The sequence below is a fragment of the Curtobacterium sp. Leaf154 genome (assembly GCF_001424595.1).
Taxonomy (GTDB): Bacteria; Actinomycetota; Actinomycetes; order Actinomycetales; family Microbacteriaceae; genus Curtobacterium; species Curtobacterium poinsettiae.
The window spans coordinates 183,923-209,075 of the sequence record NZ_LMOS01000006.1; the positions used below are offsets into that span (position 1 = coordinate 183,923).

The 25,153-nt window shown below is 71.8% G+C and carries 24 protein-coding genes; 14 read left to right on the plus strand and 10 right to left on the minus strand.

What is annotated here, in order from left to right; all coding sequences use genetic code 11:
* Positions 1-54: 54 nt before the first annotated feature.
* On the minus strand, positions 55-1,401 hold the full coding sequence (locus ASF75_RS12650) for an ROK family transcriptional regulator (RefSeq protein ID WP_056071915.1): 1,347 nt from the start codon (positions 1,399-1,401) through the stop codon (positions 55-57).
* A gap of 103 nt (positions 1,402-1,504) precedes the next feature.
* Entirely contained in the window at positions 1,505-2,557 is a 1,053-nt protein-coding gene (locus tag ASF75_RS12655) for a LacI family DNA-binding transcriptional regulator (protein ID WP_082046968.1), read from the minus strand.
* A gap of 195 nt (positions 2,558-2,752) precedes the next feature.
* On the opposite strand from ASF75_RS12655, the gene ASF75_RS12660 reads away from it, so the two are divergent.
* The 8 genes from ASF75_RS12660 (at position 2,753) to ASF75_RS12695 (ending at position 8,960) form a co-directional block, all read left to right on the plus strand.
* Positions 2,753-3,655: a polysaccharide deacetylase family protein gene (locus ASF75_RS12660; RefSeq protein WP_017888138.1), complete on the plus strand. Its 903-nt coding sequence runs from the start codon at positions 2,753-2,755 to the stop codon at positions 3,653-3,655.
* Positions 3,655-4,029, plus strand: a complete 375-nt coding sequence (locus tag ASF75_RS12665; protein ID WP_056071918.1) for a hypothetical protein — start codon at positions 3,655-3,657, stop codon at positions 4,027-4,029. The genes ASF75_RS12660 and ASF75_RS12665 overlap by 1 nt, the downstream gene beginning before the upstream one ends.
* Positions 4,026-5,072, plus strand: a complete 1,047-nt coding sequence (locus ASF75_RS12670; RefSeq protein WP_017888140.1) for an asparaginase — start codon at positions 4,026-4,028, stop codon at positions 5,070-5,072. Before ASF75_RS12665 ends, ASF75_RS12670 begins: the two co-directional genes overlap by 4 nt.
* Before the next feature lie 82 nt (positions 5,073-5,154).
* The gene (locus ASF75_RS12675; protein ID WP_017888141.1) at positions 5,155-6,504 is read left to right on the plus strand and encodes an MFS transporter; all 1,350 of its coding nucleotides are present in this window, start codon (positions 5,155-5,157) and stop codon (positions 6,502-6,504) included.
* Complete coding sequence (locus tag ASF75_RS12680) at positions 6,501-7,298, plus strand: SDR family NAD(P)-dependent oxidoreductase (RefSeq protein ID WP_235517669.1); 798 nt, start codon at positions 6,501-6,503, stop codon at positions 7,296-7,298. Before ASF75_RS12675 ends, ASF75_RS12680 begins: the two co-directional genes overlap by 4 nt.
* Positions 7,298-8,047 (plus strand): SDR family NAD(P)-dependent oxidoreductase, encoded by a 750-nt coding sequence (locus ASF75_RS12685; RefSeq protein ID WP_056071924.1) that lies wholly within the window; start codon positions 7,298-7,300, stop codon positions 8,045-8,047. The genes ASF75_RS12680 and ASF75_RS12685 overlap by 1 nt, the downstream gene beginning before the upstream one ends.
* A gap of 104 nt (positions 8,048-8,151) precedes the next feature.
* A complete protein-coding gene (locus tag ASF75_RS12690; RefSeq protein ID WP_017888144.1) occupies positions 8,152-8,607 on the plus strand; it encodes a GNAT family N-acetyltransferase in 456 nt (151 codons plus the stop codon).
* Between the two features lie 14 nt (positions 8,608-8,621).
* Complete coding sequence (locus ASF75_RS12695; protein ID WP_082509736.1) at positions 8,622-8,960, plus strand: MGMT family protein; 339 nt, start codon at positions 8,622-8,624, stop codon at positions 8,958-8,960.
* Positions 8,961-8,982: 22 nt separating this feature from the next.
* On the opposite strand, the gene ASF75_RS12700 is transcribed toward ASF75_RS12695, so the two are convergent.
* The 8 genes from ASF75_RS12700 to sucC all read right to left on the minus strand — a co-directional run bounded on the left by ASF75_RS12700 (position 8,983) and on the right by sucC (position 20,306).
* Positions 8,983-9,411 carry a DUF805 domain-containing protein gene (locus ASF75_RS12700; protein ID WP_017888146.1) on the minus strand — a complete coding sequence of 143 codons (429 nt, stop codon included), beginning with the start codon at positions 9,409-9,411 and terminating at the stop codon, positions 8,983-8,985.
* Positions 9,412-9,448: 37 nt separating this feature from the next.
* Positions 9,449-11,248: an ABC transporter ATP-binding protein gene (locus tag ASF75_RS12705; protein ID WP_031260262.1), complete on the minus strand. Its 1,800-nt coding sequence runs from the start codon at positions 11,246-11,248 to the stop codon at positions 9,449-9,451.
* 119 nt (positions 11,249-11,367) lie between these two features.
* Positions 11,368-13,176 (minus strand): ABC transporter ATP-binding protein, encoded by a 1,809-nt coding sequence (locus ASF75_RS12710; RefSeq protein WP_042539805.1) that lies wholly within the window; start codon positions 13,174-13,176, stop codon positions 11,368-11,370.
* Between the two features lie 584 nt (positions 13,177-13,760).
* Complete coding sequence (gene purH, locus ASF75_RS12715; protein ID WP_056071930.1) at positions 13,761-15,395, minus strand: bifunctional phosphoribosylaminoimidazolecarboxamide formyltransferase/IMP cyclohydrolase; 1,635 nt, start codon at positions 15,393-15,395, stop codon at positions 13,761-13,763.
* Positions 15,392-15,985, minus strand: a complete 594-nt coding sequence (gene purN, locus ASF75_RS12720; RefSeq protein ID WP_056071933.1) for a phosphoribosylglycinamide formyltransferase — start codon at positions 15,983-15,985, stop codon at positions 15,392-15,394. The genes purH and purN overlap by 4 nt, the downstream gene beginning before the upstream one ends.
* A 41-nt stretch (positions 15,986-16,026) precedes the next feature.
* Entirely contained in the window at positions 16,027-18,096 is a 2,070-nt protein-coding gene (locus tag ASF75_RS12725; RefSeq protein ID WP_056071934.1) for a DUF6350 family protein, read from the minus strand.
* 141 nt (positions 18,097-18,237) lie between these two features.
* The gene (gene sucD, locus ASF75_RS12730; protein ID WP_042539799.1) at positions 18,238-19,125 is read right to left on the minus strand and encodes a succinate--CoA ligase subunit alpha; all 888 of its coding nucleotides are present in this window, start codon (positions 19,123-19,125) and stop codon (positions 18,238-18,240) included.
* A gap of 11 nt (positions 19,126-19,136) precedes the next feature.
* Positions 19,137-20,306 carry an ADP-forming succinate--CoA ligase subunit beta gene (gene sucC / locus ASF75_RS12735; protein ID WP_056071937.1) on the minus strand — a complete coding sequence of 390 codons (1,170 nt, stop codon included), beginning with the start codon at positions 20,304-20,306 and terminating at the stop codon, positions 19,137-19,139.
* A 223-nt stretch (positions 20,307-20,529) separates the two neighbouring features.
* Between sucC and ASF75_RS12740 the strand changes: the two genes are divergently transcribed.
* The 6 genes from ASF75_RS12740 (at position 20,530) to ASF75_RS12765 (ending at position 25,147) form a co-directional block, all read left to right on the plus strand.
* The gene (locus ASF75_RS12740; protein ID WP_056071940.1) at positions 20,530-22,161 is read left to right on the plus strand and encodes a RecQ family ATP-dependent DNA helicase; all 1,632 of its coding nucleotides are present in this window, start codon (positions 20,530-20,532) and stop codon (positions 22,159-22,161) included.
* A gap of 233 nt (positions 22,162-22,394) precedes the next feature.
* A complete protein-coding gene (locus ASF75_RS12745) occupies positions 22,395-22,682 on the plus strand; it encodes a hypothetical protein (RefSeq protein WP_017888156.1) in 288 nt (95 codons plus the stop codon).
* A gap of 38 nt (positions 22,683-22,720) precedes the next feature.
* The gene (locus tag ASF75_RS12750) at positions 22,721-23,086 is read left to right on the plus strand and encodes a hypothetical protein (protein ID WP_152427321.1); all 366 of its coding nucleotides are present in this window, start codon (positions 22,721-22,723) and stop codon (positions 23,084-23,086) included.
* Positions 23,083-23,922: an oxygenase MpaB family protein gene (locus ASF75_RS12755; RefSeq protein ID WP_082509737.1), complete on the plus strand. Its 840-nt coding sequence runs from the start codon at positions 23,083-23,085 to the stop codon at positions 23,920-23,922. The genes ASF75_RS12750 and ASF75_RS12755 overlap by 4 nt, the downstream gene beginning before the upstream one ends.
* Before the next feature lie 5 nt (positions 23,923-23,927).
* On the plus strand, positions 23,928-24,536 hold the full coding sequence (locus tag ASF75_RS12760; RefSeq protein WP_017888159.1) for a hypothetical protein: 609 nt from the start codon (positions 23,928-23,930) through the stop codon (positions 24,534-24,536).
* Positions 24,536-25,147 (plus strand): FHA domain-containing protein, encoded by a 612-nt coding sequence (locus tag ASF75_RS12765; protein WP_056071944.1) that lies wholly within the window; start codon positions 24,536-24,538, stop codon positions 25,145-25,147. The genes ASF75_RS12760 and ASF75_RS12765 overlap by 1 nt, the downstream gene beginning before the upstream one ends.
* Positions 25,148-25,153: the final 6 nt, after the last annotated feature.

Consider the following 25,153-nt stretch of genomic DNA (forward strand, 5'->3'; position numbering starts at 1 on the left):
CGTAGCGGGCCGGGGCGGTGCCCACGGATCGGGCCCGTCTCGTTGCCGGGGTCGTCAGCGCCGGATGAGCAGGGTGCTGGCCCGCGGCGAGAGCGCGGCGTCGAGCACCAGGCAGGCGGCACCCACGGCGGCGACGTCGGCACCGCGGTCACTCTCGACCACCTGCACCGGGTGCTTCGGCACGAGCAGCGGCGACCCGACGATGGCTGCACGCGCCGCGGGCAGCGCCGCACTCGCGATGCGCGACCAGAACGGGCCGCCGAACACCACGCGGTCGATGTCGAGCAGGTTGACGATGAGGACGACGGCGTTGCCCATGACGGTGCCGGCATCGGCCGCGAGCGTGACGGCGGTGTCGTCCCCGCCAGCGATCGCCGTTGCGAGTTCGTCCCACGCGGCGTCCACGGCGTCGACGTCGGTGGCGCCGCTGTCCGTGGCGTCGGCGGCGACGGCCTCGGCGCCGCCGGCATCGTCGGCCTCGGCGTCGTTGACATCGTCGGCGGCGCCGGCCTCGGCGCCCACGCCGCCGCCGGACAACGCCAGGCCCCGCGACCGCGCGACCCGCACCAGCCGGTCCGGCGCGACGGCAGCGCCGACCTCGCCACGCGTGCCCGAGCCGTCCGGGGTGCCCGCGAGCGCCCCCTGGTCGACCATGATGTGTCCGGCGTCGCCCGCGTTCGACCCCACCCCGCGCACGGGTTCGTGGTCGACGACGAGCCCGACGCCGAACCCGGTGCCGAAGTACACGAACGCGAAGTTGCGGGCCGAGGACTCCCCCGCCAGGAACATCTCACCGACCGCGGCGGCCGTGACGTCCTTCTCGAGCAGCACCGGGTAGCCCGTGGCCTCGGCGAGCGCGTCGCGCAGGGGCACGTCCCGCCACCGCGGCAGGAACGGCGGGTCGACCACGATGCCCGCCTCGACGTCGATGGGTCCGGGGCTCGCGATCCCGACGCCGAGCACGCTGTCGACGGCCACCCCGGCGTCGGCGACGAGCCCGTCGACGGCCGAGGCGATGGTGCGCACCACCTGGGACGGGTCGTCGGCGGTGGGGGTCGAGGTCGTGGACGCAGCGACGACCGTGCCGGCGAGGTCGAGCAGCACGTAGGTGACGACGGCCGGGTCGACGTGCACGCCGACCGCGTACCGGCTGCCGGGCTCGAGCCGCAGGATGGTGCGGGGCTTGCCGCGGCCCGAGACGACGGTGCCGGACTCGACGATCATCCCGGCATCGATCAGGAACCGGGTGACGTTCGACACGGTCTGCGCACTCAGGCCGGTGCGGGCGGCGAGCTCGACGCGGCTCAGGCCGTCGGGCGAGCGGCGGACGGCGTCGAGGACCACGGTGCGGTTGAACCCGCCGATCGACGGGAGGTTCGCTCCGCGTCGATGCTCTGCCATGCCGCGACGATACCGCGACCCCGCCCGGGTACCCGGCGGGTGGGCCAGCGTCCGCCGCTCTGGCGCCCGCTCGCGTGGTCCGGTCCGGGTGCCCTGTGCCGGGTCAGCCCGCCGGATGCCCCGTCGACGACCGCACGACGAGCGAGACCGGGAGCGTCGCACCCTGCAGTGTCCCGTCGCCGATCGCCGCGAGCAGTCGCTCCACCGCCACGGTGCCCATCAGGGCGGTCGGTGAGTGCACGGTCGTCATGGGTGTGGGCAGCTGCGCCACGACGGAGATGTCGTTGTAGCCGACGATCGACAGGTCGTCGGGCACGCGGAGGCCGCGTTGCCGTGCAGCGCCCATCACGCCGATCGCCGCGGTGTCGTTGACGGCGAAGATCGCGGTCGGCGGGTCCGACAGCGAGAGCAGCGTGTGCGCGCCGACGACGCCTCCCTCGACCTCGAAGTCGCTGTGGACGACGAGCGCGTCGTCGACGACGAGGTCCCGTCGCTCGTGTGCCAGACGGAACCCGGCCACCCGCTCCACGGCGGTGCTGGCGTGGCGCGGACCGGCGATGACGCCGATGCGGCGGTGCCCCAAAGCGAGCAGGTGTTCCGTGGCCATCCGGCCGCCCTCGACGTCGTCACCGACCACCGCGGGCATCCAGTCCCCGGGGTGGCGGTTCGTCGCGATGACCGGCACGGGGAGGTCCGTCAGCCGCGGGTTCGGGGACGACAGGTGGAGCGAACTGACGATGAGGCCGTCGACCTGTCGGGAGAGCAGGAAGTCGACCGCGTCCAGCTGCGCGCCCATGTCGTCCGGGGGCGTCGTGAGCAGGAGCTGGTACCCGGCGGAGCGGGCAGCCGACTCGACGGACTGGCAGATCGTCGCGATGACCGTGTCGGCGAGCCGCGGCATCACGACGCCGATGGTGTTCGACCGCCGGGTCCGGAGCGACGCTGCGATCCGGTTGGGGCGGTACCCGAGCTCGGCCGCCGCCGCGATCACCCGCTGCGCCGAGTCGCTCCACCCCTTGGTCGGCTCCGCCTGTCGGAGCACGCGCGACGCCGTCGAGACGTGCACGCCGGCGAGCGCGGCGATGGCCTGGAGGTTCACGTCACCACGACGATCCTGCTGACCGTGTCCGGCCGGGTCGTCGCCTGCACTGCCCATCCGTCGAGTCTATGTGACGGATCGTCGTGACACCGTGCGGCGCGAACGTTTGCGAGCACCTCGACCGACGACGGCCCGGAGGATCCGAAACACACTGGTTACACGGCTGGACGTCGGTCGAAACAGTCGGGTGTCAGGATTCCGGGCAATGCAAACGATTGCACGAATTGCAGCAACGATGAGAGACGGTGTCCCATGGTGAAAGAGATCTTCGTGTCCTTCGGCGTCGACATCGACGCGGTCGCGGGCTGGCTCGGCTCCTACGGCGGGGCGGATTCCCCCTCGGACATCCAGCGCGGGATCTTCGCGGGGCGCACCGGTGTGCCGCGTCTGCAGAAGGTGTTCGACCGCGCCGACATCGCAGCGACCTGGTTCATCCCCGGCCACTCGCTCGAGACCTTCCCGGACGAGTGCAAGGCCCTGTTCGACGCCGGCCACGAGATCGGTGCGCACGGGTACAGCCACGAGAACCCGGTGGCGATGACCGAGGCGCAGGAGGACGCGGTGATGGAGCGCTCGGTCGAGCTGATCACCCGGCTCACGGGTCGGCAGCCGACGGGCTACGTCGCTCCGTGGTGGGAACTGAGCAGCTACACGCCCACACTCCTGGAGAAGTTCGGGTTCAGCTACGACCACAGTCAGCAGCACAAGGACTTCGTCCCCTACTACTCGATCGTCGGCGACCAGTGGACACCGATCGACTACTCGCAGGACCCGCACACGTGGATGACGCCGCTCGTCCACGGGAGCGAGATCGACCTCGTCGAGATCGCGGCGAACTGGTACGTCGACGACCTGCCCCCGATGATGTTCATCAAGTCGAGCCCGAACAGCCACGGCTTCGTCAACCCGCGCGACGTCGAGCAGATGTGGAAGGACCAGTTCGACTGGGTGTACCGCGAACTCGACTACGCCGTCTTCCCGATCACGATCCACCCCGACGTCTCCGGGCGCCCGCAGGTCCTGCTCATGATCGAGCGGCTCATCGAGTACATCAGGGGCCACGAGGGCGTCCGGTTCGTCACGATGAACGAGATCGCCGACGACTTCCGCGTCCGATTCCCGTTCGCGCAGCCCGAGCGTCCACGCGAGTCCTGATGTGCGGCGGATGTGGCGGCAACGGCGGGAACCGTGACTGGTACGCCGCCGGTGTCGAGGACTCCCCGGCCGCGCGCAAGCGGGCGCAGCTCCGGCTGGCCGCCTGGGCGACCCGGCTCTTCGCGGACGACCGGATCCGTGTCCACGAGGTCCCGGGCACCGTCCGCCTCGTGATCGTCGGGCCGACCGGCAAGCGCGTCGTGGCGCAGGGCGTCGACGGCGTCCTGGACGCGGTCGAACAGGTCGGAGCCGGGCGCACCGACTGGTCGGCCGTCGCGACCCGCGTCCGCAGGGCCGACCCGCGTGACGACACCGACTGGGAACACCGCAGCCTCGCCCGCGCGGTCGATCGACGAAAGGACACCCGGCCGTGACGGACCCCACGCTCCCGCGGATCGTGTACCTCGCCCTCGGCGGGACCATCGCGAGCGTCACCTCGGGCGATCCGCGCGGCTCCGGCGATCCGCGCGGTTCCGGCGCCGTCCCGCGGATCGCAGCCCGTGACCTCCTCGCCGGTGTGCCGGCCATCGCGCAGGTCGCACGGGTCGAGGCCCGCCAGCTCGGCATGGTGCCCTCTCCCTCGCTCGACTTCGACGACGTGCAGCGCGCGCTCGACGCCGCGCGGGACGCCGTCGGCTCCGGAGCCTCGGGCGTCGTGCTGTCGCAGGGCACGGACACCATCGAGGAGACCGCGTACCTGCTCGACCTCGCGTGGGACCGCCCCGAGCCCCTCGTCGTCACCGGAGCGATGCGCCACGCCTCCTCGCCCGGTGCGGACGGTCCGGCGAACCTGCTGGCGGCCGTGAACGTGGCCGCGGCACCGGCAGCAGCGGGACGCGGTGTCCTCGTCGTGCTCGACGACGAGGTGCACGCCGCCAGGGCGGTCCGCAAGACGCACACCTCGTCGACCGGCGCCTTCACCTCTCCGGGTTCCGGTCCGCTCGGACGGGTCACCGAGGGCTCGCCCGTCTTCCACGCTCCGGCGGCCCGAGTGCCCGCGCTCACCACACGCGTCGCCCCGCTGCCCCCGGTGGCCCTGCAGCGGGTCACCCTCGCTGACGACGGCCGGGTCCTGTCGACCCTGGACGGACTCGGGTACCGCGGCGCGGTCATCGAGGGCTTCGGCGGCGGGCACGTCGCCGAGCGCACGGTCGATGCCGTCCGCGCACTCGCCGCGCAGATGCCGGTCGTGCTGGCGTCGCGGACCGGCGCCGGCGCGACGCTCACGACGACGTACGGCTTCGCGGGCGGCGAGATCGACCTGCTCGGCGCCGGACTCGTCCCCGCCGGCACCCTCGACGGCCTCAAGGCGCGCCTCCTGCTGGCCGCGCTGCTCGCCCTCGACGCCCCGGACGACCGCATCCACGCGGCGTTCGACGCCCATGGCCGGGGCTCATCCCCGACCGGACACCCCTGACCGCACCGACGCTCCGCCTCCGCCCGTCAGCCCGCGCCGCGACACCGTCGCAGCGCCGCACCGCCGTACCGAGAGGAAGACCATGTCCACCACGACCATCCACGAGCCCGAGGACCTCGAGCTCGCCACCGGGACGTTCCCGACGATCGGGCCGAAGGAGACCAAGCGCGGCGCGACGCTGGCGTTCTTCGCCTGGACCCTCGCCGTCTACGACTTCATCATGTTCGGCACGCTCCTCCCCCGCATCGCCGAGGACTTCGGGTGGAACGAGCAGACCGCCCTGCTGGCGAACACCCTCGTGAGCGTCGGGGTCTTCGTCGTCGTCGTCCTCGTCGGTCTGTTCGTGGACCGACTCGGTCGGCGCCGGGGCATGATGATCACGATCGGCGGCGCGGCCCTGTCCTCGCTGCTGACGGCGGCGTCGACGGGGGTCGCCTCGCTCGTCGGTTTCCGGGCCCTGAGCGGCTTCGGGATGGCCGAGCAGTCGGTCAACTCCACCTACCTCAACGAGGTCTTCGCGCTCACCGAGCTCGAGGGCGTCAAGAAGCGTCGCGGCTTCTTCTACAGCCTCGTCCAGACCGGGTGGCCGATCGGCGCGCTCCTCGCGGCCGCGTTCATCGCCGGCATCAACGGGCTGTTCGGACAGGAGTCCTGGCGGCTCGCGTTCCTCATCGCCACCGTCCCGGCGCTCTTCGTGCTGTTCCTGCGCAAGGGCATCAAGGAGACGCCGCAGCACCGTCTGAACACCTACCTGCGGCAGCTGCGGAAGTCCGGTCGCACCGAGGAGGCCGCCGAGGTCGCCGCCCGCTTCGGCATCGTCGACGAGGGTCCGAACCCGCTGCGGGCGATCTTCGGCCGACGGTACGCACGCAACACCGTCGTGCTCTCGATCGCCTGGATCGTGAACTACTTCGGCATCACCACCACGAGCGTGCTCGGGACGACGATGCTCGAGGGCGTCAAGGGTGTCGACCCGAGCATGTCGCTGCTCATCATCGTGCTGTCCAACGTGGTAGGCGCCGCGGGCTACCTGTTCCACGGCTGGCTCGGCGACATCATCGGCCGCAAGACCACGATCGTCGTGGGCTGGGTGCTCGCCGGTGTGTGCTGGACCCTCTTCGTGCTCGGGCCGGACGACTTCGGCTACGTCCTCGTCACGTACATGCTGACGCTGTTCTTCCTGCTCGGACCGTACGCGTCGCTGCTCTTCCTGCAGGCGGAGTGCTTCGACTCGAGCTGCCGCGCGACCGGGTCCGCGTTCGTCACCGCGATGGGACAGCCCGGCACCATCATCGGCTCGGCGGTGCTGACGGCCCTCGTCGCCGGGAGCATCGGGCTCGGCCCGGCAGCCCTCATCGTCGGTGCGGGCGGCATGGTCCTCTCCGGCCTGATCATGCTCGCGACGAAGCGCGTGGCGGTGATCGAGCATTGAGCGCCACGACACCGGCAGGCGTGTACTCCGAGTTCTCGGGGAGCGTGGTCGTCATCACCGGCGCCGCGAGCGGGATCGGCGCGGCCCTCGCCGTGCAGCTCGCCGAGTACGGCGCGAACATCGTCATCCCCGTCTTCGCGGGTGACCCGCACGATCCCGCACCCGTCGTCGACGCCGTCGAGGCGGCCGGTGGCAGCGCGCTGACGGTCACCGCGGACGTCCGCAGCACCGAGGACGTCGACGCCGTGTTCCAGGCGGCCGTCGACCGCTGGGGGCGCGTCGACCACGTCGTGGCGGGAGCGGGGGTGCTCCGTCGGCAGCCGCTCGACACCATGACCGACGCGGCGTGGGACGACATCCTGCAGGTGGACCTGCACGGTGTGATGCGCACGCTCCGGGCCGGCGCCCGACACCTCGACCGGGGCGGGTCGATGGTGGCCGTCTCGTCGATCGCGGGCGGGGTGTACGGCTGGGTCGCGCACAGCCACTACGCCGCGTGCAAGGCGGCGGTGATCGGCCTCGCCCGGAGTGCGGCGGCCGAACTGGCACCGCGTGGGATCCGGGTGAACACCATCATCCCGGGGCTCATCGAGACGCCGCAGTCCTCGGACGCCCAGAACTCGCTCGGTCCGGCGGGCCTCGCCGCCGCGGGTGCTCGGATCCCGTGGGGTCGTGTCGGCCACGCCGAGGAGGCCGCCGCGGCCATCCGGTTCCTGCTCAGCCACGAGGCGCGCTACGTCACCGGGCAGGAACTCGTCGTCGACGGCGGCCTGACGATCCTGATGGCCGACTGATGCCAGACCGGACGGTGTTCGACCTCACCGGGACGACCGCGCTCGTGACGGGCGGTGCGAGCGGCATCGGGCTCGCGATCGTGGAGACCTTCGTCGCCGCAGGAGCGCGGGTCGTCGCCGCCGACCTCGACGCCGACGGCCTGGCGGACCTCGCCGAGCGGCTGGGCGTCCGGACCATCGTGCTCGACGTCACCGACGAGGACCGGGTCGAGGCCGCCGTGGCGTCGGTCGACGAGGAGTCCGGTGGGATCCAGGTCCTGGTGAACGCCGCCGGCGTGCTCTCGCAGGCGCCGCTCGAGGAACTCACCACGGCGGACTGGGCGCGTGTCATCGCGATCGACCTGACCGGGGTCTTCCTGGTGATGCGAGCAGTCGGTCGGCGGATGCTCCGCGACGGGCACGGGCGCATCATCAACCTCGCCTCGCAGCTGGCGATCAAGGGCGGTTCCGAGGTCGCGCACTACGCGGCAGCGAAGGCCGGCGTCATCGCGCTGACGAAGAGCGCCGCGATCGAGTGGAGCGGGCGGGGTGTGCTCGTCAACGCGATCGCACCCGGCCCGATCGTCTCCCCGATGACGGACCGGATGACCCAGCAGTGGCGGACCGACAAGGCCGCCGAGCTGCCGATCGGACGCTTCGGCATCCCGGCCGAGGTCGCGCCGACCGCCCTGCTCCTCGCGTCGTCCCCGGCGGGTGACCTGTACACCGGGCAGACGCTCGGCCCGAACTCGGGTGACGTCATGCCGTGAGCAGCACCCGCCGGTCGGCCGCCCGGTTCCGCCGCGACAACGGTGCGGTCTCGGTCTGCCGTCGCCACTGGCTTCCGCAGGGTCAGCACCGTTACCCTGGCCGCATGTCCGACCTGCGCCTGGAAGAACTCTCCGCGAAGACCGCTGCCGCGGCCAACTCCCTGACGCTCAAGCCGGGCCAGGAACAGTTCGTGCAGCCGACCACCTACGGGGTCGCCGAGACCGACGTCAAGCCGAGCTCCGCGTGGACCCGTGTCGTCCTCGACGACGACGAGGTCCTCGGCCTGATCATCGGTTCGTTCGACGCCGACAACGCGCAGGAAGAACTGCGCAGCTGCATCTGGCGCGTCAACGTGGCAGCCAGCGCGCAGGGCCGTGGCGTCGGTCGCTTCGCCGTGCACGGTCTGGCGGACGAAGCGCGCAGCCGCGGGTTCGAGCGACTGACGGTCGTGTACGAGCCCGGCGGCGACGACAGCCCCGAGGCGTTCTTCCGCGCCGTGGGCTTCGAGGTCGTGCGCGAGACCCAGTACGGCGACCACTTCGCGGTCCTGACGCTCTAGCACGCTCCGACGACGTGCCCACCGACGACCCATCGGTCGACTTCGGCGCTGCCGTCGCCGAGGTGGTGCGGATGATCCCGCCCGGTCACGTCATGACGTACGGCGACGTCGCGGCAGCCCTCGGATCGCGGGCCTCTCGTGCCGTCGGCAAGGTGATGGCGCACGAGGGCACCGACCTGCCGTGGTGGCGTGTGGTGCGCGCGGGTGGGCACCCGCCGCTCCACCACGAGGCCCGGGCGCTCGAGCACTACCGGGCCGAGGGGACCCCGCTCGTGCAGGGGACGACGACCTGGAGGCTCGACATGCGTCGTGCGCGCTGGTCACCGGCAACGGACGCGGACGACCCGTTCTGACCCCGCGCCGCGCGGGTCGACCTCAGCGGTCGAAGCGCGCACCCTTCGGGTTCGCGGGCAGCAGGCACAGGACGTACACGATCAGCGAGCCGAGGCCCGGCAGCACGTGCAGGAACTGCCAGAAGCCGGACAGGTTCGCGTCGTGCAGTCGTCGGGCGCCGAGGCCGAGGGAGCCGACGAGCGTCGCGAGCACCCACAGCATGAACAGGTACGAGCCGACGGGGTTCTCGAGCACCGGGGTGTCCGGCGTGAACACCTGCGGCACGAGCTGCAGCACGAGCCCGATCGCGAGCGACGTCAGCCACCACCACCAGAACTCGGCGCGCGATGCCCGTCCGGTGAACACGGTGTACTTCCGCCAGAACCGGCGAACGGCCTCGGTGAAGGGGGCACCGTAGAAGGGGTCGTGCAGGGCGACGCCGCCGGGCTGCACCACGCTGTCGTTGCTCATGGAGCAAGCCAACCACGTGGTGCAGCCCGACCGGGGCCTAGACGAGCGAGTCGCGCCAGGCTGCGTGCAGCTGGGCGAAGCGCCCGGTGCCGGCGATGAGGTCGGCGGGGGTACCGTCCTCGACGATCCGGCCGTGCTCCATCACGAGCACCCTGTGGGCGATCGCGACGGTGGACAGCCGGTGCGCGATGATCACCGCGGTGCGGTCGGCGAGCAGGGTCTCCAGGCCCTCCTGCACGAGTCGCTCCGAGGGGATGTCGAGCGACGCCGTGGCCTCGTCGAGGATGAGCACCTTCGGGTCCGCGATGAACGCCCGCGCGAACGAGAGCAGCTGCCGCTGGCCCGCCGAGACACGGCCACCGCGCTTGTTCACGTCGGTGTCGTACCCGTCGGGCAGCGCCATGATGAACTCGTGCGCGCCGACCGCCTTGGCCGACGCCTCGATCTCCTGGCGGGACGCCCCGGGCTTGCCGAGCGCGATGTTGTCCGCGACGGTTCCGGAGAACAGGTAGGCCTCTTGCGTGACCATGACGATCGCGCGGCGCATGTCCTTCGTGTCGAGGTCACGCAGGTCCACACCGTCGAGCTTGACGGAGCCCTGACTCGGGTCGTAGAAGCGCGCCATGAGCTTGGCGAGCGTCGACTTGCCGGCGCCGGTGGAACCGACGAGGGCGATGGTCTGCCCCGACGGGATGTGCAGGTCGAACTCCGGCAGCACGACCTTGCCCTTGTTGTAGGCGAACACGACGTCGTCGAAGTCCATCTTCCCGGTGGCGTCCGCCAGACGGGTGGGCTTCACGGGGTCCGGCACGCTCGGCCGTTCCTCGAGGACGCCGGAGATCTTCTCCATCGCCGCCGAGGCGGACTGGTACCCGTTGTAGAACATCGCGAGTTCCTGCGCCGGGTCGAAGAAGCGCTTGGCGTACAGCGCGACCGCGAGCAGCGCACCGACCTCGAGCGTCCCGCCGACGATCCGGAAGCCGCCGACGATGACGACCGCGGCGAGCGTGGCGTTGCCGATGAGCACGAGCACCGGGTCGAAGGTCCCGAACAGGTTGAACACCTTCGTGTTCGCCACCCGGTAGTCCTCGACGTAGCCGCCGTACTCGTCACGGTTGCGGGACTCCTTGCGGAACGCCTGCACCGCGCGGATGCCCGTCATCGTCTCGACGAAGTGCACGATCACGCGCGCCGAGGTGACACGGGTGGAGCGGAACAGCGTCTGCGAGTTCGTCTGGAACCAGCGGATCAGGAACCAGAGCGGCACGAGCGACACCGCGAGCACGAGCCCGGACGTCGGGTCGAGCAGCACCAGGGCCACGGCGGTGAACGCCATGTACAGCACGCCCTGGATGAGCTGGTTCAGCCCCGAGTCGAGCAGCTCGCGGATCGAGTCGAGGTCACTCGTCTGGCGCGAGATGATCCGGCCCGACGTGTAGGTCTCGTGGAACTCGAGCGAGAGCCGCTGCGTGTGCAGGAACACCCGCTTGCGCAGGTCGAACAGGATCGCCTGGCTGATCCGCGCCGCGAGCACCGTGTACCAGGCGGTGAGCACCGCACCGAGGACGGCCACGACGATGTACGTCGAGACGACGCCGAACGCCGGCACCCAGTCGTTCTGGTCCATCACCGCGGGCAGGGCGTTGTCGATGCCCCACGCGATGAGCGCCGGACCCGCGACGGTGCCGGCGGTCGAGACCACGACCACGATGCCGAGCAGTACCAGCCGGAGCTTCAGCGGTGCGGCGAGGGACCCGAGCAGGGCGAGGGACCGGCGCCGCAGGCGCTTGCTCTCGGCCTTCGTGAAGTCCTCACGCTCCTCGCCGCGCACGCCCATGGTGGTGATCGAGGCGGTGACGGGCGCGGCAGACTGCGCGTCGGCGATGTCGTCGACGACGGGATCCGCGCCTCCCGGCCCGGCCGACGTGTCGAGCGGCAGGTTCTTCTCTTGCTGGCTCATGCCATCGCCTCCTGTCGTGCGGTCGCGTCGTCGTCGTCGAGCGACGAGATGACGTAGCGGTAGTGCTCGTTGGTGGCCATCAGGTCGTGGTGGGTCCCGACGGCCGTGACGACGCCGTTCTCCATCAGGGCGACCCGGTCGGCCAGCGTCACCGTCGACGGACGGTGCGCCACGATGAGCGACGTGGTGTCGGCGAGCACGCGTCGCAGGCCCGCTTCGACCCGCGCCTCGGTGTCGACGTCGAGCGCCGACAGCGGGTCGTCGAGCACCAGGACCGACGGCCGCGCCGCGATCGCACGGGCGAGTGCCAGACGCTGGCGCTGCCCACCGGACAGCGACAGCCCCTCTTCACCGACCCGGGTGTCGACGCCGTCGGGCAGGTCGTCCACGAAGGACGCCTGCGCGATGTCGAGCGCCTCACGCATGAGCGCCTCGGCCTCGGCACCCTGCACGTCCGGTCGACCGAGCAGCACGTTCTCACGCACGGTCGACGAGAACAGGGTGGCGTCCTCGAAGGCGACGCCGACGTGCCGGCGGAGCTCTTCGCGGGTGAGGTCGCGGATGTCGACCCCGTCGATCGTCACCGAACCGCCGGTCACGTCGTACAGGCGCGGCACGAGCGAGAGCAGCGTGGTCTTGCCGCAGCCGGTCAGCCCGACGAGCGCCATGGTCTCGCCCGGCTGCAGCTGCAGTTCGACGCCGTTGATCAGGTCCGGGTACTGCGGTGCGGAGTCCTGGTACCGGAAGTGCACGCCGTTGAACGACAGCGCACCGTGCGGCTCGGCGATCGTCTTCGGGTGTTCCGGGTCCGTGATGGTGTTCTCGGAGTCCATGACCTCGAAGAAGCGGTCGACCGCCGTGCGGGTGTCGAACGTCATCGAGAGCAGGAAGCCGATCGACTCGATCGGGAACCGCAGCACCGTCGCCGTCGCGAAGAACGCGAACAGCTGGCCGACGGTGAGCTGCCCCTGCGAGGCCAGCCAGATGCCGGCGAGCAGGCACAGCGCGAACGCGACGTCCGGCACGAGCAGCAGCCACAGCCAGATGCCGGCGATGGCCTTCGCCTTCTTGATCTCGGTGCCGCGCAGGGCTTCGGCCTGCTCGCTGAACTCCTCGAGCTTCGCGCCGCCGCGACCGAACGCCTTGAGCACGCGGATGCCGTGCACCGACTGCTCGACGCTCGTGGCGAGGTCGCCCACCTGGTCCTGGCTGCGGCGTGCGACGGCGGAGTACCGGCGCTCGAACAGCAGGCCGTTGATCCACAGCGGGATCGACGCGATCAGGAAGATCAGCCCGAGGATCCACCCGAAGGTGAACAGCACGACGAAGCCGACGACGATCGTCACGATGTTGACGACGAGCAGGACGACCCCGAAGGCCAGCCAGCGCCGGATCAGCGACAGGTCGGACACGGAACGGGACAGCAGCTGCCCGGACTCCCAGCGGTCGTGGAACGCGACCGGCAGGTCCTGCAGCTTCGCGTAGAGCGAGTTGCGCATGCTCGTCTCGATGCGGGTCGAGGGACGCATCACCAGCCGGCGGCGCGAGGCGATGAAGAACGCCTCGAGCACACCGAGGGCGAGCACCCCGAGCCCGGCGGGCCAGATCTGTGCCGAGTCGCGCGACGACAGCGGACCGTCGACGAGCCACTGCAGCACGTAGGGGATTGCGAGCGCCACCAGGGAGGCTCCCATCGCTGCGGCCATGCCGCCGATGAGGCGCCCCTGGTAGGGCTTCACGTAGGGGTAGATCCGCGCGATCGCGCGGAAGGTGGACGGGCGCGCCGTGGTGGGCGACTTGGACATGGTTGCGTCCTCATGCGTCTGCCGGGTCCCCGGGTCGCGCTGCGCGGTGCGTGCTTGCTTGCTGCTTGCTTGCTGCTTGCTTGCTGCTTGCTTGCTCGCGTCGCGCGGCTTCGGCCTGGAGGCTCGGTGTGGCGTTGCGTGGTGATCATCGGCCGGGCGCGTGGTCGCGTCTCCGCCGTCACTCGCGTGACGTCGGTCGGGCCGGAGGCACCGGGGGAGCGTCGTCCCCCGGGTTCAGGCGGGTGGTTCGCGGACGCCGGTGGTGCTGCGTCGCGGGGCCGTGGGAACGGCCCGACTAGACGGCGGCCGCGACGCGGGGTCGCGGTGCGATCGGGGATCGCCGTGCGGGAGTGGTCCCCACGACGGACACGAGACCTGCGCGGGCGGCCGTCGCCACGGTTCCGGTCATGTTGTCCATCGTCACTCCAGTCGTCGTCTTCGTCACCGTTGTGTCCGCGGTGCCGCCGGTCCCGAGGGATCGTCGGCTGCCTGCCGCGGAGCCTTACAGACTATTCACAGTGACTGTCGCCGCGCAATGGTCTGCCACCGATTGTTCACATCGGTGGACGAAGTGGCAGTGCACATCAGTGGAAGAAGTGGCGCTCGCTCGTGAAGTACATCGTCACGCCAGCAGCCTTCGCCGCAGCGATGACCTCGTCGTCACGGACGCTGCCACCGGGCTGCGCCACCGCACGGACACCGGCGTCGAGCAGCACCTGCAGGCCGTCGGCGAACGGGAAGAACGCATCCGACGCCGCGACGCTGCCGGCAGCCCGGTCACCCGCACGGTTCACGGCGAGGTGGCACGAGTCGACCCGGTTGACCTGGCCCATGCCGACACCGACGCTCGCGCCCTGGTTCGCCAGCAGGATGGCGTTCGACTTCACCGAACGGCTGGCACGCCACGCGAAGGCCAGGTCGGTCAGGGTCTGCGCATCGGCGGGCTCGCCGGCCACGAGGGTCCAGGTGGACTGGTCGAAGCCCGTGAAGCGGTCGGCGTCCTGCACCAGGAACCCGCCGGAGACCTGCTTGACCTCGCGGTCGGCGAGCGCGAAGTCGGCCGGCAGCGTGAGCAGGCGGATGTTCTTCTTGCGCGACAGGACCTCGAGCGCCTCGGGGTCGAACCCAGGGGCGACGACGACCTCGGTGAAGATGTCCTTGACGGTCTCGGCCATGGTCAGGGTGACCGGGCGGTTCGCGGCGATGACCCCGCCGAACGCCGACAGCGGGTCGCAGGCGTGCGCGGCGGCGTGGGCCGAGGCGATCGGGTCGGCGGCGTCGGCCGGGGCGATCGCGATGCCGCACGGGTTGGCGTGCTTGATGATCGCGACGGCGGGCTCGTCGAAGTCGAAGGCGGCGCGGACCGCCGCGTCGGCGTCGACGTAGTTGTTGTACGACATCTCCTTGCCGTGCAGCTGCGTCGCCTGTGCGATGCCGGTGCCGTCCGGCGTCGTGTAGAGCGCCGCGGCCTGGTGGGCGTTCTCGCCGTAGCGCAGGGTCGCGGACAGCTCGGCACCGACCGACAGGTACTCGTCGAACGCGCCGGGGGTCCGGATGTCGCCGGAGGCCGTTGGGGCTGCGGCGGCGGAGACGACGTCGCTCGCGAAGTAGGACGCCACCGCGGTGTCGTACGCGGCGGTGTGCGCGAAGGCCTGGGCGGCGAGGCGCTTCCGGAGCTCGAGCGTGGTGCCGCCGGCACGGACGGCCTCGACGACCTCGGGGTAGGACGCCGGGGAGACGACGATCGCCACGTTCGGGTGGTTCTTCGCCGAGGCACGGACCATCGCGGGGCCGCCGATGTCGACGTTCTCGACCACGGTCGCGGTGTCGGCACCCGACGCGACGGTCTCGACGAACGGGTAGAGGTTCACGACGACGAGCTCGAACGGCGCGATGTCGAGGTCGGCGAGCTGCTGCTCGTGCGACTCGAGCCGCAGGTCGGCGAGCAGGCCGGCGTGCACCGACGGGTGCAGCGTCTTCACGCGACCGTCGAGCGACTCAGGGAACCCGGTGACGCTCGCGACGTCGGTGACGGCGTACCCGGCGTCACGGATGGTCTGGGCGGTGGAGCCGGTCGACACGATCTCGACCCCGGAGTCGGCCAGGGCGCCGGCGAGCTCGAGCAGGCCGGACTTGTCGCTCACCGAGATGAGTGCACGGCGGACCGGCACCACGTCCCGGTCGCGGTAGAGGCTGGGGTCGGCTGCGTGCACGCTCATGCGCTCGGGGTGCCCTTCAGTTCGGTGGTGCCGTTGGCGATGTTGAGGATGGTCTGGATGAGCAGGCGGCGCTCGACCGGCTTGATGCGGTCGTGCAGCGTCGACTCGCTGTCGCCCGGCAGCACCGGGATGCGCTCCTGGGCCAGGATCGGCCCCGTGTCGACGCCGTCGTCGACCGCGATGACGCTCGCACCGGTCTCGGTCACGCCGGCGGCGAGTGCGTCCCGCACGCCGTGGGCGCCGGGGAACTCGGGCAGGTACGCCGGGTGGGTGTTGATGATCCCCGGTGCGAACTCGGACACCACGGCCGGGGGCAGCAGGCGCATCAGGCCGGAGAGCACGAGCAGGTCGGGCGACCACGGACGGATCTGCTCCGCCAGGGCCTGCCCCCACTCGGCGCGGGAGTCGTAGCGGGTGAACGGGACCGTGAAGGTCGGGATCGAGAACTCCTCGCCCAGCCCGAGCCCCTCGGCGTCGCGGTCGGCACCGATGGCGACGACACGGGCGGGGTACTCGGCGTCGAAGGTCGCTTCGAGCAGGGCTCGGAGGTTCGACCCGGTACCGGAGATCAGGACGACCAGTTCGAGCACGGCACCAACCCTACCGGGAGGCACGGCGTCGGCGGGCGCGGTTACCGGTCGTCCTTCGGCTGTCGCCACCAGGGCAGTTCGTCCTCGGGGATCTGGTCGGTGACGTCCCACTTCGCCGGGCGGGGCTGCTGCTCCCGCTCCGGTGCGGGCGCCCGGGTGTCGTGGACGACGTCGACGCGGTCCGCCTCAGCGGTCTCGTCCAGGTCGTCCCGGCCGGCGACGAACTCCTCGGTGCTCCACGGGAACGCGGGCTGGGCGTCGGTGGGCACGCGCGGCGGTGCTGCCGCGGGGGCGGTGGCCGTGGGCGGCTCGGGGGCGGGCTGCTGCGGCTCGGCGTCGGAGCCGGTCACGCGGCCGCGCAGTGCACCGGCTCGTCCCCGGACCCCCTCGGCCGCGCCGGCCAGACGGTCGCGCAGGCCGCCCAGGGCTGCTCGTCCGGCACCGCGTCGCACCGGTTCGGGCTCGGCGGCGAGGCGGTCGGCGGCCACCGCGTCGGTCTTCGCCCAGTCGGGGAGCTCGACGTCGTGGTCGGTGTCGCCGGCACGGGGTGGAGGCGTGGGTGCGGAGGCGGGGTCGGGTTCGCGGGCGGGGCGGGGCGGTGTCGCATCGGCCGGCTCGTCCCCGACGACCTCGCTGCCGATCGGCCCGGTCGTGTGTTCGGTCGTCGCGCGTTCGGTCGTCACCCGCGGGCGCGCTGCCGTCGACCCGTCGTGGGACTCCTCGACGACGAAGCGGTGCACGTCGGTGGTCCGTCCGGCCCCGGCCTGGTCGAGCGCGGCGAGCAGAGACCCCTCGCCGAGGTCTGCTCCGGCGCGCGCGGTGTCGTGGTCCTCGTCGGCCTCGGCGGCCTCGTCCGCTTCGGTCCAGCGCTCGCGCCTCCACCCGCCCTCCGGCAGTCGGACGAGGTCACTGCCCGCGGCGAGGGCGATGATCGCCGGCAGGCCGACCTCGAGTGCGGCGAACCCACCGACCGCCAGGGCGTTCGGGCCGACGTCGGCCAGGCGTCCCGGGCCGAACGAACCGGACGACACCCAGGCGATGAGCCCCGTGAGCACGCCGGCGACGAGTCCTGCCGCGACGCCGCCGAACGCACGGTGCAGTGCGGAGTCCGCAGCGCCCAGGGCCCGCACCAACCGCGGCCGCATCGAGCCGCCGATCGCGAACCCGGCGATGACGGGCACCAGGATCCAGACGAGTCCGAACGTGTGGCCAGAGGTCGGCAGCGCGCCGAAGACCGGCAGGCCGGGGATCGGGCCCAGGGTCGTGGCGATCGGGGACACGCTCGACCCGGTGCCGATGGCGAACCCGGGGCCGATCAGCCACGAGGTCGCCCACCCGACGAAGTCCGGCAGGAACGCGAGCTGTCCGACGGTGAGCGCGACGCCGCCGATGACCCCGGCGTGCGACTGCTCGTACAGGGTGATGACCTCGGCGAACGAGGTGAAGAGCAGCAGGCCGACCAGCACCGCGGCCACGCCGACGACCACGGCGGTCGCGGCGGTCCCGGCGCGCAGGCCGAACCCGGCGACGGACCGCCAGACGGCGGGGACGCGGTCGACCAGGTCGATGACCCGCTGGGTGACGGCGTCGGCGGGCATGTCCCGGCGACGACGGCAGACCTCGGACGCGGCGAGTGCGGGGATCCCGAACCAGAGCGCCGGCAGCACCACGGCCTGCCAGAGCGTGGGGTGGGTGGCGGCGGAGGTCGTCGACAGCGCGACGGCCAGACCGAGGACCGCGACGACGGCGGTGCCGACCAGCAGGCCGGTCGTGCGGTGCTCGGTTTCGGCGAACCGGCGTCCGGCACGGGCGCCCAGCCAGGCGGTCACGACCGCGAACCCGAGGGCCGCCAGGGTGACGTGGATGGGGTCGGCTGCGCCGCTGACCCCGGTGCTCTTGGCGAGTGCGGAACCGAGCAGGAACGAGACGTCGACGCCGTGCCCGACGAGCCAGACGCTGCCGGTGGCCTTCCAGAAGACGTCCCAGTCGACCTGCAGGCCGTACTCGAACCCCCAGAGCAGCGTCAGCGGCACGAGGGCGATCCCGATGCCGACGCCGACCGTCACGACCGCCTCGATCGCGGCGAGCAGAGCGGTTCCCAGGCGGTTCATCGCAGCGAGGATACGTGCCCCTCGCGCGGCCACCCCGGAGCCGCGCGGCTGCCGACGCAAAACACCGGTGTTCGCAGGACGAACACGCGCAGGACGCGGTTCACCCGACGAACACCGGTGTTTTGCGGAACGGGCTCGTCGCTAGCGGGCGGCGACGACCTCGCGCAGGAGCGCGGCGGTCTCGGACGGCGTCTTGCCGACCTTGACGCCTGCGGCCTCGAGCGCCTGCTTCTTCGCCTCGGCGGTGCCGGCCGAACCGGACACGATCGCGCCGGCGTGCCCCATCGTCTTGCCCTCGGGAGCGGTGAAGCCCGCGACGTAGCCGACGACCGGCTTGGTGACGTGCGCCTTGATGAACTCGGCCGCGCGCTCCTCGGCGTCGCCACCGATCTCACCGATCATCACGATGGCCTCGGTCTCGGGGTCGGCCTCGAACGCGGCGAGCGCATCGATGTGCGTGGTGCCGATGACGGGGTCGCCGCCGATGCCGATGGCGGTCGAGAAGCCGAGGTCCCGGAGCTCGTACATCATCTGGTACGTCAGGGTGCCGGACTTCGAGACGAGCCCGATCGGGCCCTTGCCGGTGATCGTCGCCGGGGTGATGCCGACGAGGGACTCCCCCGGGGTGATGATGCCGGGGCAGTTCGGCCCGATGATCCGGGTCGTGCCGCCCTTCGCCTTGGCGTGCGCCCAGAACTCGGCCGAGTCCTGCACGGGGATGCCCTCGGTGATGACGACGACGAGCGGGATCTCGGCGTCGATGGCCTCCGTCACCGCGTCCTTCGCGAACGCCGGCGGGACGAAGACGATCGAGACGTCGGCACCGGTGGTGTCGATGGCCTCGCGCACCGAGCCGAAGACCGGCAGCTCGACGTCACCGTGGGTGACGGTGGTGCCGGCCTTGCGGGCGTTGACACCGCCGACGACGTTCGTGCCGGCCTTGAGCATCAGGGCGGTGTGCTTCGTGCCCTCGCCGCCGGTGATGCCCTGGACGATGACCTTGGAGTCCTTGTTGAGGAAGATCGACATGGTCAGTCCCTTCAGGCCGCTGCGGCGGCGAGTTCGGCGGCCCGCTCGGCCGCATCGTCCATGGTCGCGGCAACGGTGACGAGCGGGTGCGCTGCCTCCGCCAGGATCCGACGACCCTCTTCCACGTTGTTGCCGTCGAGGCGCACGACGAGCGGCTTGGTGGCCGCGTCGCCGAGGATGCCGAGCGCGGCGACGATGCCGTTCGCGACGGCGTCGCACGCGGTGATGCCGCCGAAGACGTTCACGAAGACGCTCTTCACCTGCGGGTCGCCGAGGATGACGTCGAGGCCGTTGGCCATGACCTCGGCCGAGGCGCCGCCGCCGATGTCGAGGAAGTTGGCGGGCTTCACGCCGCCGTGGCGCTCACCGGCGTAGGCGACGACGTCGAGCGTCGACATGACGAGCCCCGCGCCGTTGCCGATGACGCCGACCTGGCCGTCGAGCTTGACGTAGTTCAGCCCGTGGGCCTTCGCCTTGGCTTCGAGCGGGTCCTCGCTGGCGGTGTCCTCAAGGTCCTTGTGGCCCTCGTGGCGGAAGTCGGCGTTCTCGTCGAGCGAGACCTTGCCGTCGAGTGCCAGGATCTGGCCGTCGCCGGTGCGGACCAGGGGGTTGACCTCGACGAGGGTCGCGTCCTCGCCCTTGTAGACGTCGTAGAGCTTGACGAAGACGTCGGCGACGGCGTCCTGCAGCTCCGATGGGAAGTTCGCCTGCGCGGCGATCTCGAGCGCCGCGGCCTTGTCGATGCCGGTCAGCGGGTCGACCTCGACCCGGGCGAGTGCCTCGGGCTTCTCGACGGCGAGCTGCTCGATCTCCATGCCGCCCTCGACGCTGGTGAGCGAGAGGTAGGAGCGGTTGGCCCGGTCGAGCAGCACGGAGAAGTAGAACTCCTCGGCGATGTCGGCACCCTGGGCGACCATGACCCGCTGGACGGTGTGGCCCTTGATGTCGAGGCCGAGGATGGCCTGCGCGTGTTCGAAGGCCTCGTCCGGGGTCTTCGCGACCTTGACGCCGCCGGCCTTGCCGCGACCGCCGACCTTCACCTGCGCCTTGACGACCACGACGCCGCCGATCTTCTCGGCCGCCGCCTTCGCCTGCTCGGGGGTGTCGGCGATGATCCCCTGCAACACGGGGACGCCGTAGGACTCGAAGAGGTCCCTGGCCTGATACTCGAAAAGATCCACGCTGTTCTTCTTCCCGCACGGTTCGTGCGATCGGCATCGGTTTCCCGGTCGCGCACTCCACATCGAGGGTCGCTCGATGTCGAGACAACGGCCGCCACGCAGCCTAGCGCTGCTCGGTGGACGGCCGGTGCACGGATGCCGGAGCGGGCCGGCTCCGACGGGCGTGAGCCGCTGCGCGCATCGCTGGGACCGGCCTCAGGCTCCCGCTCGGCACTGTGGATCGGTGCACCCCGAACTCCGTACCCGCGCCACCGAGGTCTTCGGCTGGAAGCTCCGCCCCGACCAGGAGTCCGTCATCGACGCGGTCCTCGAAGGCCGCGACGCCCTGGCGGTCATGCCCACCGGTTCAGGGAAGTCGGCGATCTACCAGGTCGCCGGCCTCGGCCTGGACGGGCTCGTCGTCGTGGTCTCCCCGCTCGTCGCGCTGCAGGAGGACCAGGTGGTCGGGCTCGAGCACCATCCGGGTGCGCCCCGCGCCGTCGCCCTGAACGCCACGAAGAAGGCCCGGGACGTCGCCGATGCCTGGGACGCCGTGGCCGCGGGCGAGGTCGGCTACGTGTTCCTGGCCCCCGAACAGCTGGTGAAGGACGACGTGCTCGAGCGACTCCGCGATGCCGGCGTCGCGCTGGTCGCCGTCGACGAGGCGCACTGCATCTCGTCCTGGGGTCACGACTTCCGACCCGACTACCTGGCGCTCGGTGAGGTCGCGGAGCGCCTGGGCCGCCCACCCGTGCTCGCCCTGACCGCGACGGGCTCCGCTCCGGTGCGGGACGACATCGTCGAGCGGCTCCGCATGCGCGACCCGTTCGTGCTCGCGTCGGGGTTCGACCGACCCGGCATCCGACTCGAGGTCATCCGGCACGCCGAGGACGCCGAGAAGCGCCAGGCCGTGGTCGACCAGGTCGCCGAACTGGACGGGGCCACGGTCGTCTACGTCGCCACCCGCGCCGCGACCACCGAGTACGCCGATGCCCTCGCCACCCGTGGTCGTCGCGCGCAGCCGTACCACGCCGGCATGCGCGTGGCGGAGCGCGAGTCCGTGCACACCGGGTTCCTGGACGGCGACGTCGACGTGGTGGTGGCGACCAGCGCGTTCGGCATGGGCATCGACAAGCCCGACGTCCGGTACGTCGTGCACGCCGACGTCCCGGAGTCGGTCGACGCCTACTACCAGGAGATCGGACGGGCCGGGCGGGACGCCGAACCGGCCGGCGCCACCCTGCACTACCGCGCCGAGGACTTCGGCCTGCGCACCTTCTTCGCGTCCGGCTCCCCCCGGCCCGCATCGGTGCGGGCCGTCTTCGACGCCGTCCCGCCCAGCGGCTCGATCGCCCGTTCCGCGCTCACGGAGGCCTCGGGGCTGTCGGCCCGCACCGCCGGCCGTGCGCTCAACGCCCTGCTCGACGCCGGCGCCCTGCGAGACGACGTCGACGGTGTCTCCCGGATGCCGGACGGCCCCCGGGACGCCGACCGCGCGGCTCGCGCCACCGCCGACCGAGCCGCCGAACGGGAACGGGTCGAGGAGTCCCGCATCGCGATGATGCGCCAGCTCGCCGAGACGACCGCGTGCCGCCGGCAGTTCCTGCTCGGCTACTTCGGCGACGAGCTGCCGGAGCCGTGCGGCAACTGCGACACCTGCTCGTCCGGCACGGCACGCGACGCCTCCGCCCACGTGGCCGACGGTGCGAACGACGCCGTCTGGCCACCGGATGCCCGCGTCGAGCACGCGGAGTGGGGCACGGGCGTGGTGATGAGCACGGAAGAGGACCGCATCACGGTGTTCTTCGAGTCCGCCGGTTACCGCACCCTCGCACTCGCCGGCGTCGAGGAACGCGACCTGCTCGAACGCGTCTGACAGCGGCACGGACGGAGCGCACCGGCGGCCAGCGCACCAGCGCAGCCGACCCGGGCGGGGAAGGCGCGGCCGCTCGACCACCCGTCGGCGACCGCGCTCCACTCCCCCGAGCATCGGCGATGCTGCCGTGACGGCGTGACCGGGAGGTGACGCCCGGGTGAACACGACACGAAACCGGACAGCCGCCAAGCACCCGCGGGTAGGCAGGAAGCCCGCAACGGAAAGGAACCACCATGAGCGACCCCGGCATCAGCCCCGTCGACGACTTCGACTCCCAGCAGCGTCGCGACGACGACATCGACCGTGAGCACGTCGGCCCGTACGAGGTGGACGAGGCCGAGGAGTCGCTCGAGACCGTCACGAACGACGCGGTCGCCGGCGAGACGGTGGAACCGCAGCCCGGTGACGGCTCCGACGACGGTCCCACCGGCGGATCCCCGCGCGAGGGCTCGCCCGACCTGTGGGAGCAGGACGAGGAGCGCCCGGACCTCGGCGGCGACCTCGGCACGAAGCCGCTCTGACCAGGCTCCCCCGGAACACGGCTCGGTAGCATCGGGCCGTGTTCCGACGAGTCCGTGCCAGCGTCCGCAGCATGCCCTCGGCGGCGCGGCTGCTGGCCGTCGCGGTGATGCTGCTGGTCGCCGCCGCAGCGCACCTCGCCGCCCGCTCGGAGCCCGGTGGCCGCTGGGTCCCGCTGCTCGTCGCCGGCGTCCTCGGCGCGCTGGTCACCGGTTCCCCGACCCGCCTCTGGCCGCTCCCCGCGATCTGGCTCGTCGCGACGCTCCTCGCCCTGACCGGTGACGCGCCCGTCGACCCCGCCTCCACACGGGTCGCCGTGATCGTCGGCGCAGTCGCGCTCCTGGTGGCGATCGCTGTGGACCTGCGACCCGTCCTGCGGGCGCGACGCCGACGGGGTGCGGCGTGACCACCCCACGGCCTGGAGGCTCGGCGCACGACCCGCACCGGGCCTCCCGTCCGTCTCCCGCGCACGTCCACGACCGTCACCTGCGTCGGTTCCTCGCCGACAGCACACCCGTGGCCGCGGGCGGCCGCGCCATCCTGCTGCAGATCGCCGACCCGGTCGTCGCGGCCGGTGTCCGACGGCACTCGGACTTCGCCCGGCGACCCCAGCAGCGGCTCGCCCACACCCTGATGTTCATCTACGCCGTCGTCATCGGCACGGAGTCCGACTCGGCGACCGCGACGGGCTTCGTCAACCACGCGCACGGGCCCGTCGCCGGCGCCGACGACGTCGACCGGCAGCTCTGGGTGGCCGCGACCCTGTTCGACTCCGCCCGGCGGGCGCACGACCTGTTCGGCACGAAGGTCTCCGCTGCCCGGGCCGAGCAGGTCCTCGCCGCCTACGCGCCGATCGCGACCGCGCTGCGAGTGCCAGCGGAGCGCTGGCCGACCTCGGTCGCGGCGTTCGACCGGTACTGGCAGCAGACGCTCGACGGACTGCAGGTCACCGACGACGCCCGCGGGGTCGTCCGTGACCTGCTGCACCCGCGGTTCGCGCCGCTGTGGGTGCGGGCGGCGATGCCCCTCGTGCGCATCGTGACCGTGGGGATGCTGCCGGAACCGGTGCGCACGGCGTACGGCTTCGCGTGGGGGCGGCGCGAGGAGCGGCGCTTCCGGCGGACCGTGCGGGTGGTGGCCGGGGTGCGGGCGCTCGTGCCGCGGGCGCTGCTGCGGGTGCCGGGGCCGGTGCTGCTGCGGGCGATGCGGCGGACCGCCGAGCGACACGGCGCGGTACGGTAGCGGGCATGTCGGTCGACCACTTCGCCATCACGGTCCCGCGTTCCTGGTTCGAGCTCCCGGTCGATCCGGAACGCCGCGACGACCGGATCAGCGCCCTCGTGCAGGAACGCATCGAGGACCACCGGGAACTCTGGGACCACCGCACCGAGATCGTCCGGGTGCTCCGCCGGTTCGCCCGCTCCGCCTGGGACAGCGGGGCGCGGTACTGCGCCGCGTTCGCCGAGCCCAGCGAGGACGGCATCGTCTCCGGTGCCCTCACCGTGACGGTCCTGCCCGCGCCCGAGGCCGGCGGGGACCCACTCGCCGCACTGACCGACCACGTCGCCGCGCTCGGCGGGGACGACGACGGGATGCACGTCGACGTGCACGAGGTCCCTCGCATCGGCCGGGTGCCGCGAGTCTGGGGCGTCTCGACGGTGCAGGCACCGGACGGCCGCGGATCGTTCGACGTCGTGCTCATGCAGACCTTCGTGCCGGCCGGCGACCAGGTCGCCCTGGTCAGCGTCTCGTCACCCGCGACCGACCTGGCCGAGCCGCTGTACGAACTGTTCGAGACCGTCACCGACACCTTCGAGCTCATCGACTCCGCCACGGTCGGCAGCGAGGTGTCCTGATGCGCCTCTGGCCGTTCCGGAAGAAGCGCAAGGTCGTCGAACCCGTCGTCGAACGGGTCGGAGAGCGTGATCTGGCGCAGATGGCACAGCGCGGAGAGCTCGCCCGTTCCGTCGTCACCCCTCCCCTGGCTCCGCGTGCGAGCGCCGACCGGGTCCGGGCGACCGTGGCGCAGATGCCCGGCCGACCACTCGGCTCGTCCGGCGGAAGCACCGCGCGACCCGACGCCGCGCCGGCCCGCCAGGCCGCGGCGGCCGTGCTCGTCCTCGACGGCGCCCAGCGGGTCACCGTGTCCGGCGGGGGACTGATCGGCCGCGATCCTGCGAGCTCCCATCCCGACGACGGATACGCCCACATGATCGCCCTGGAGGACCCGGAGCGGCTGCTCAGTCGTACCCACCTGGAGTTCGGGTTCGGTGCCGAGGGCTCGCTCTGGGTGCTCGACACCGCGTCGGCCAACGGGGTCGAACTGCAGCGTCCGGGGTTCCCCCCGGCGATGCTCGTTCCGTCGCAGCGCACGACCGTGCGGCCCGGGGACACCGTGGTGTTCGGCGGGCACTCGCTCCGCGCCGAACCCGCCGTCGGACTCGTCAGCGAGACGCCGCTGGGCTGAGCCGAC

Excerpts from the sequence above, each read along its gene's own strand:
- ASF75_RS12700 (WP_017888146.1), bottom strand. The coding sequence starts at position 9,411 with ATGAGCAACGACAGCGTGGTGCAGCCCGGCGGCGTCGCCCTGCACGAC.
- ASF75_RS12690 (WP_017888144.1), top strand. The coding sequence starts at position 8,152 with ATGTCCGACCTGCGCCTGGAAGAACTCTCCGCGAAGACCGCTGCCGCG.
- ASF75_RS12760 (WP_017888159.1), top strand. The coding sequence starts at position 23,928 with ATGTCGGTCGACCACTTCGCCATCACGGTCCCGCGTTCCTGGTTCGAG.
- ASF75_RS12675 (WP_017888141.1), top strand. The coding sequence starts at position 5,155 with ATGTCCACCACGACCATCCACGAGCCCGAGGACCTCGAGCTCGCCACC.
- sucD (WP_042539799.1), bottom strand. The coding sequence starts at position 19,125 with ATGTCGATCTTCCTCAACAAGGACTCCAAGGTCATCGTCCAGGGCATC.
- ASF75_RS12725 (WP_056071934.1), bottom strand. The coding sequence starts at position 18,096 with ATGAACCGCCTGGGAACCGCTCTGCTCGCCGCGATCGAGGCGGTCGTG.
- ASF75_RS12710 (WP_042539805.1), bottom strand. The coding sequence starts at position 13,176 with ATGTCCAAGTCGCCCACCACGGCGCGCCCGTCCACCTTCCGCGCGATC.
- ASF75_RS12685 (WP_056071924.1), top strand. The coding sequence starts at position 7,298 with ATGCCAGACCGGACGGTGTTCGACCTCACCGGGACGACCGCGCTCGTG.
- ASF75_RS12745 (WP_017888156.1), top strand. The coding sequence starts at position 22,395 with ATGAGCGACCCCGGCATCAGCCCCGTCGACGACTTCGACTCCCAGCAG.
- ASF75_RS12650 (WP_056071915.1), bottom strand. The coding sequence starts at position 1,401 with ATGGCAGAGCATCGACGCGGAGCGAACCTCCCGTCGATCGGCGGGTTC.
- ASF75_RS12655 (WP_082046968.1), bottom strand. The coding sequence starts at position 2,557 with ATGGGCAGTGCAGGCGACGACCCGGCCGGACACGGTCAGCAGGATCGT.
- ASF75_RS12660 (WP_017888138.1), top strand. The coding sequence starts at position 2,753 with ATGGTGAAAGAGATCTTCGTGTCCTTCGGCGTCGACATCGACGCGGTC.
- ASF75_RS12705 (WP_031260262.1), bottom strand. The coding sequence starts at position 11,248 with ATGGGCGTGCGCGGCGAGGAGCGTGAGGACTTCACGAAGGCCGAGAGC.
- ASF75_RS12665 (WP_056071918.1), top strand. The coding sequence starts at position 3,655 with ATGTGCGGCGGATGTGGCGGCAACGGCGGGAACCGTGACTGGTACGCC.
- purH (WP_056071930.1), bottom strand. The coding sequence starts at position 15,395 with ATGAGCGTGCACGCAGCCGACCCCAGCCTCTACCGCGACCGGGACGTG.
- ASF75_RS12765 (WP_056071944.1), top strand. The coding sequence starts at position 24,536 with ATGCGCCTCTGGCCGTTCCGGAAGAAGCGCAAGGTCGTCGAACCCGTC.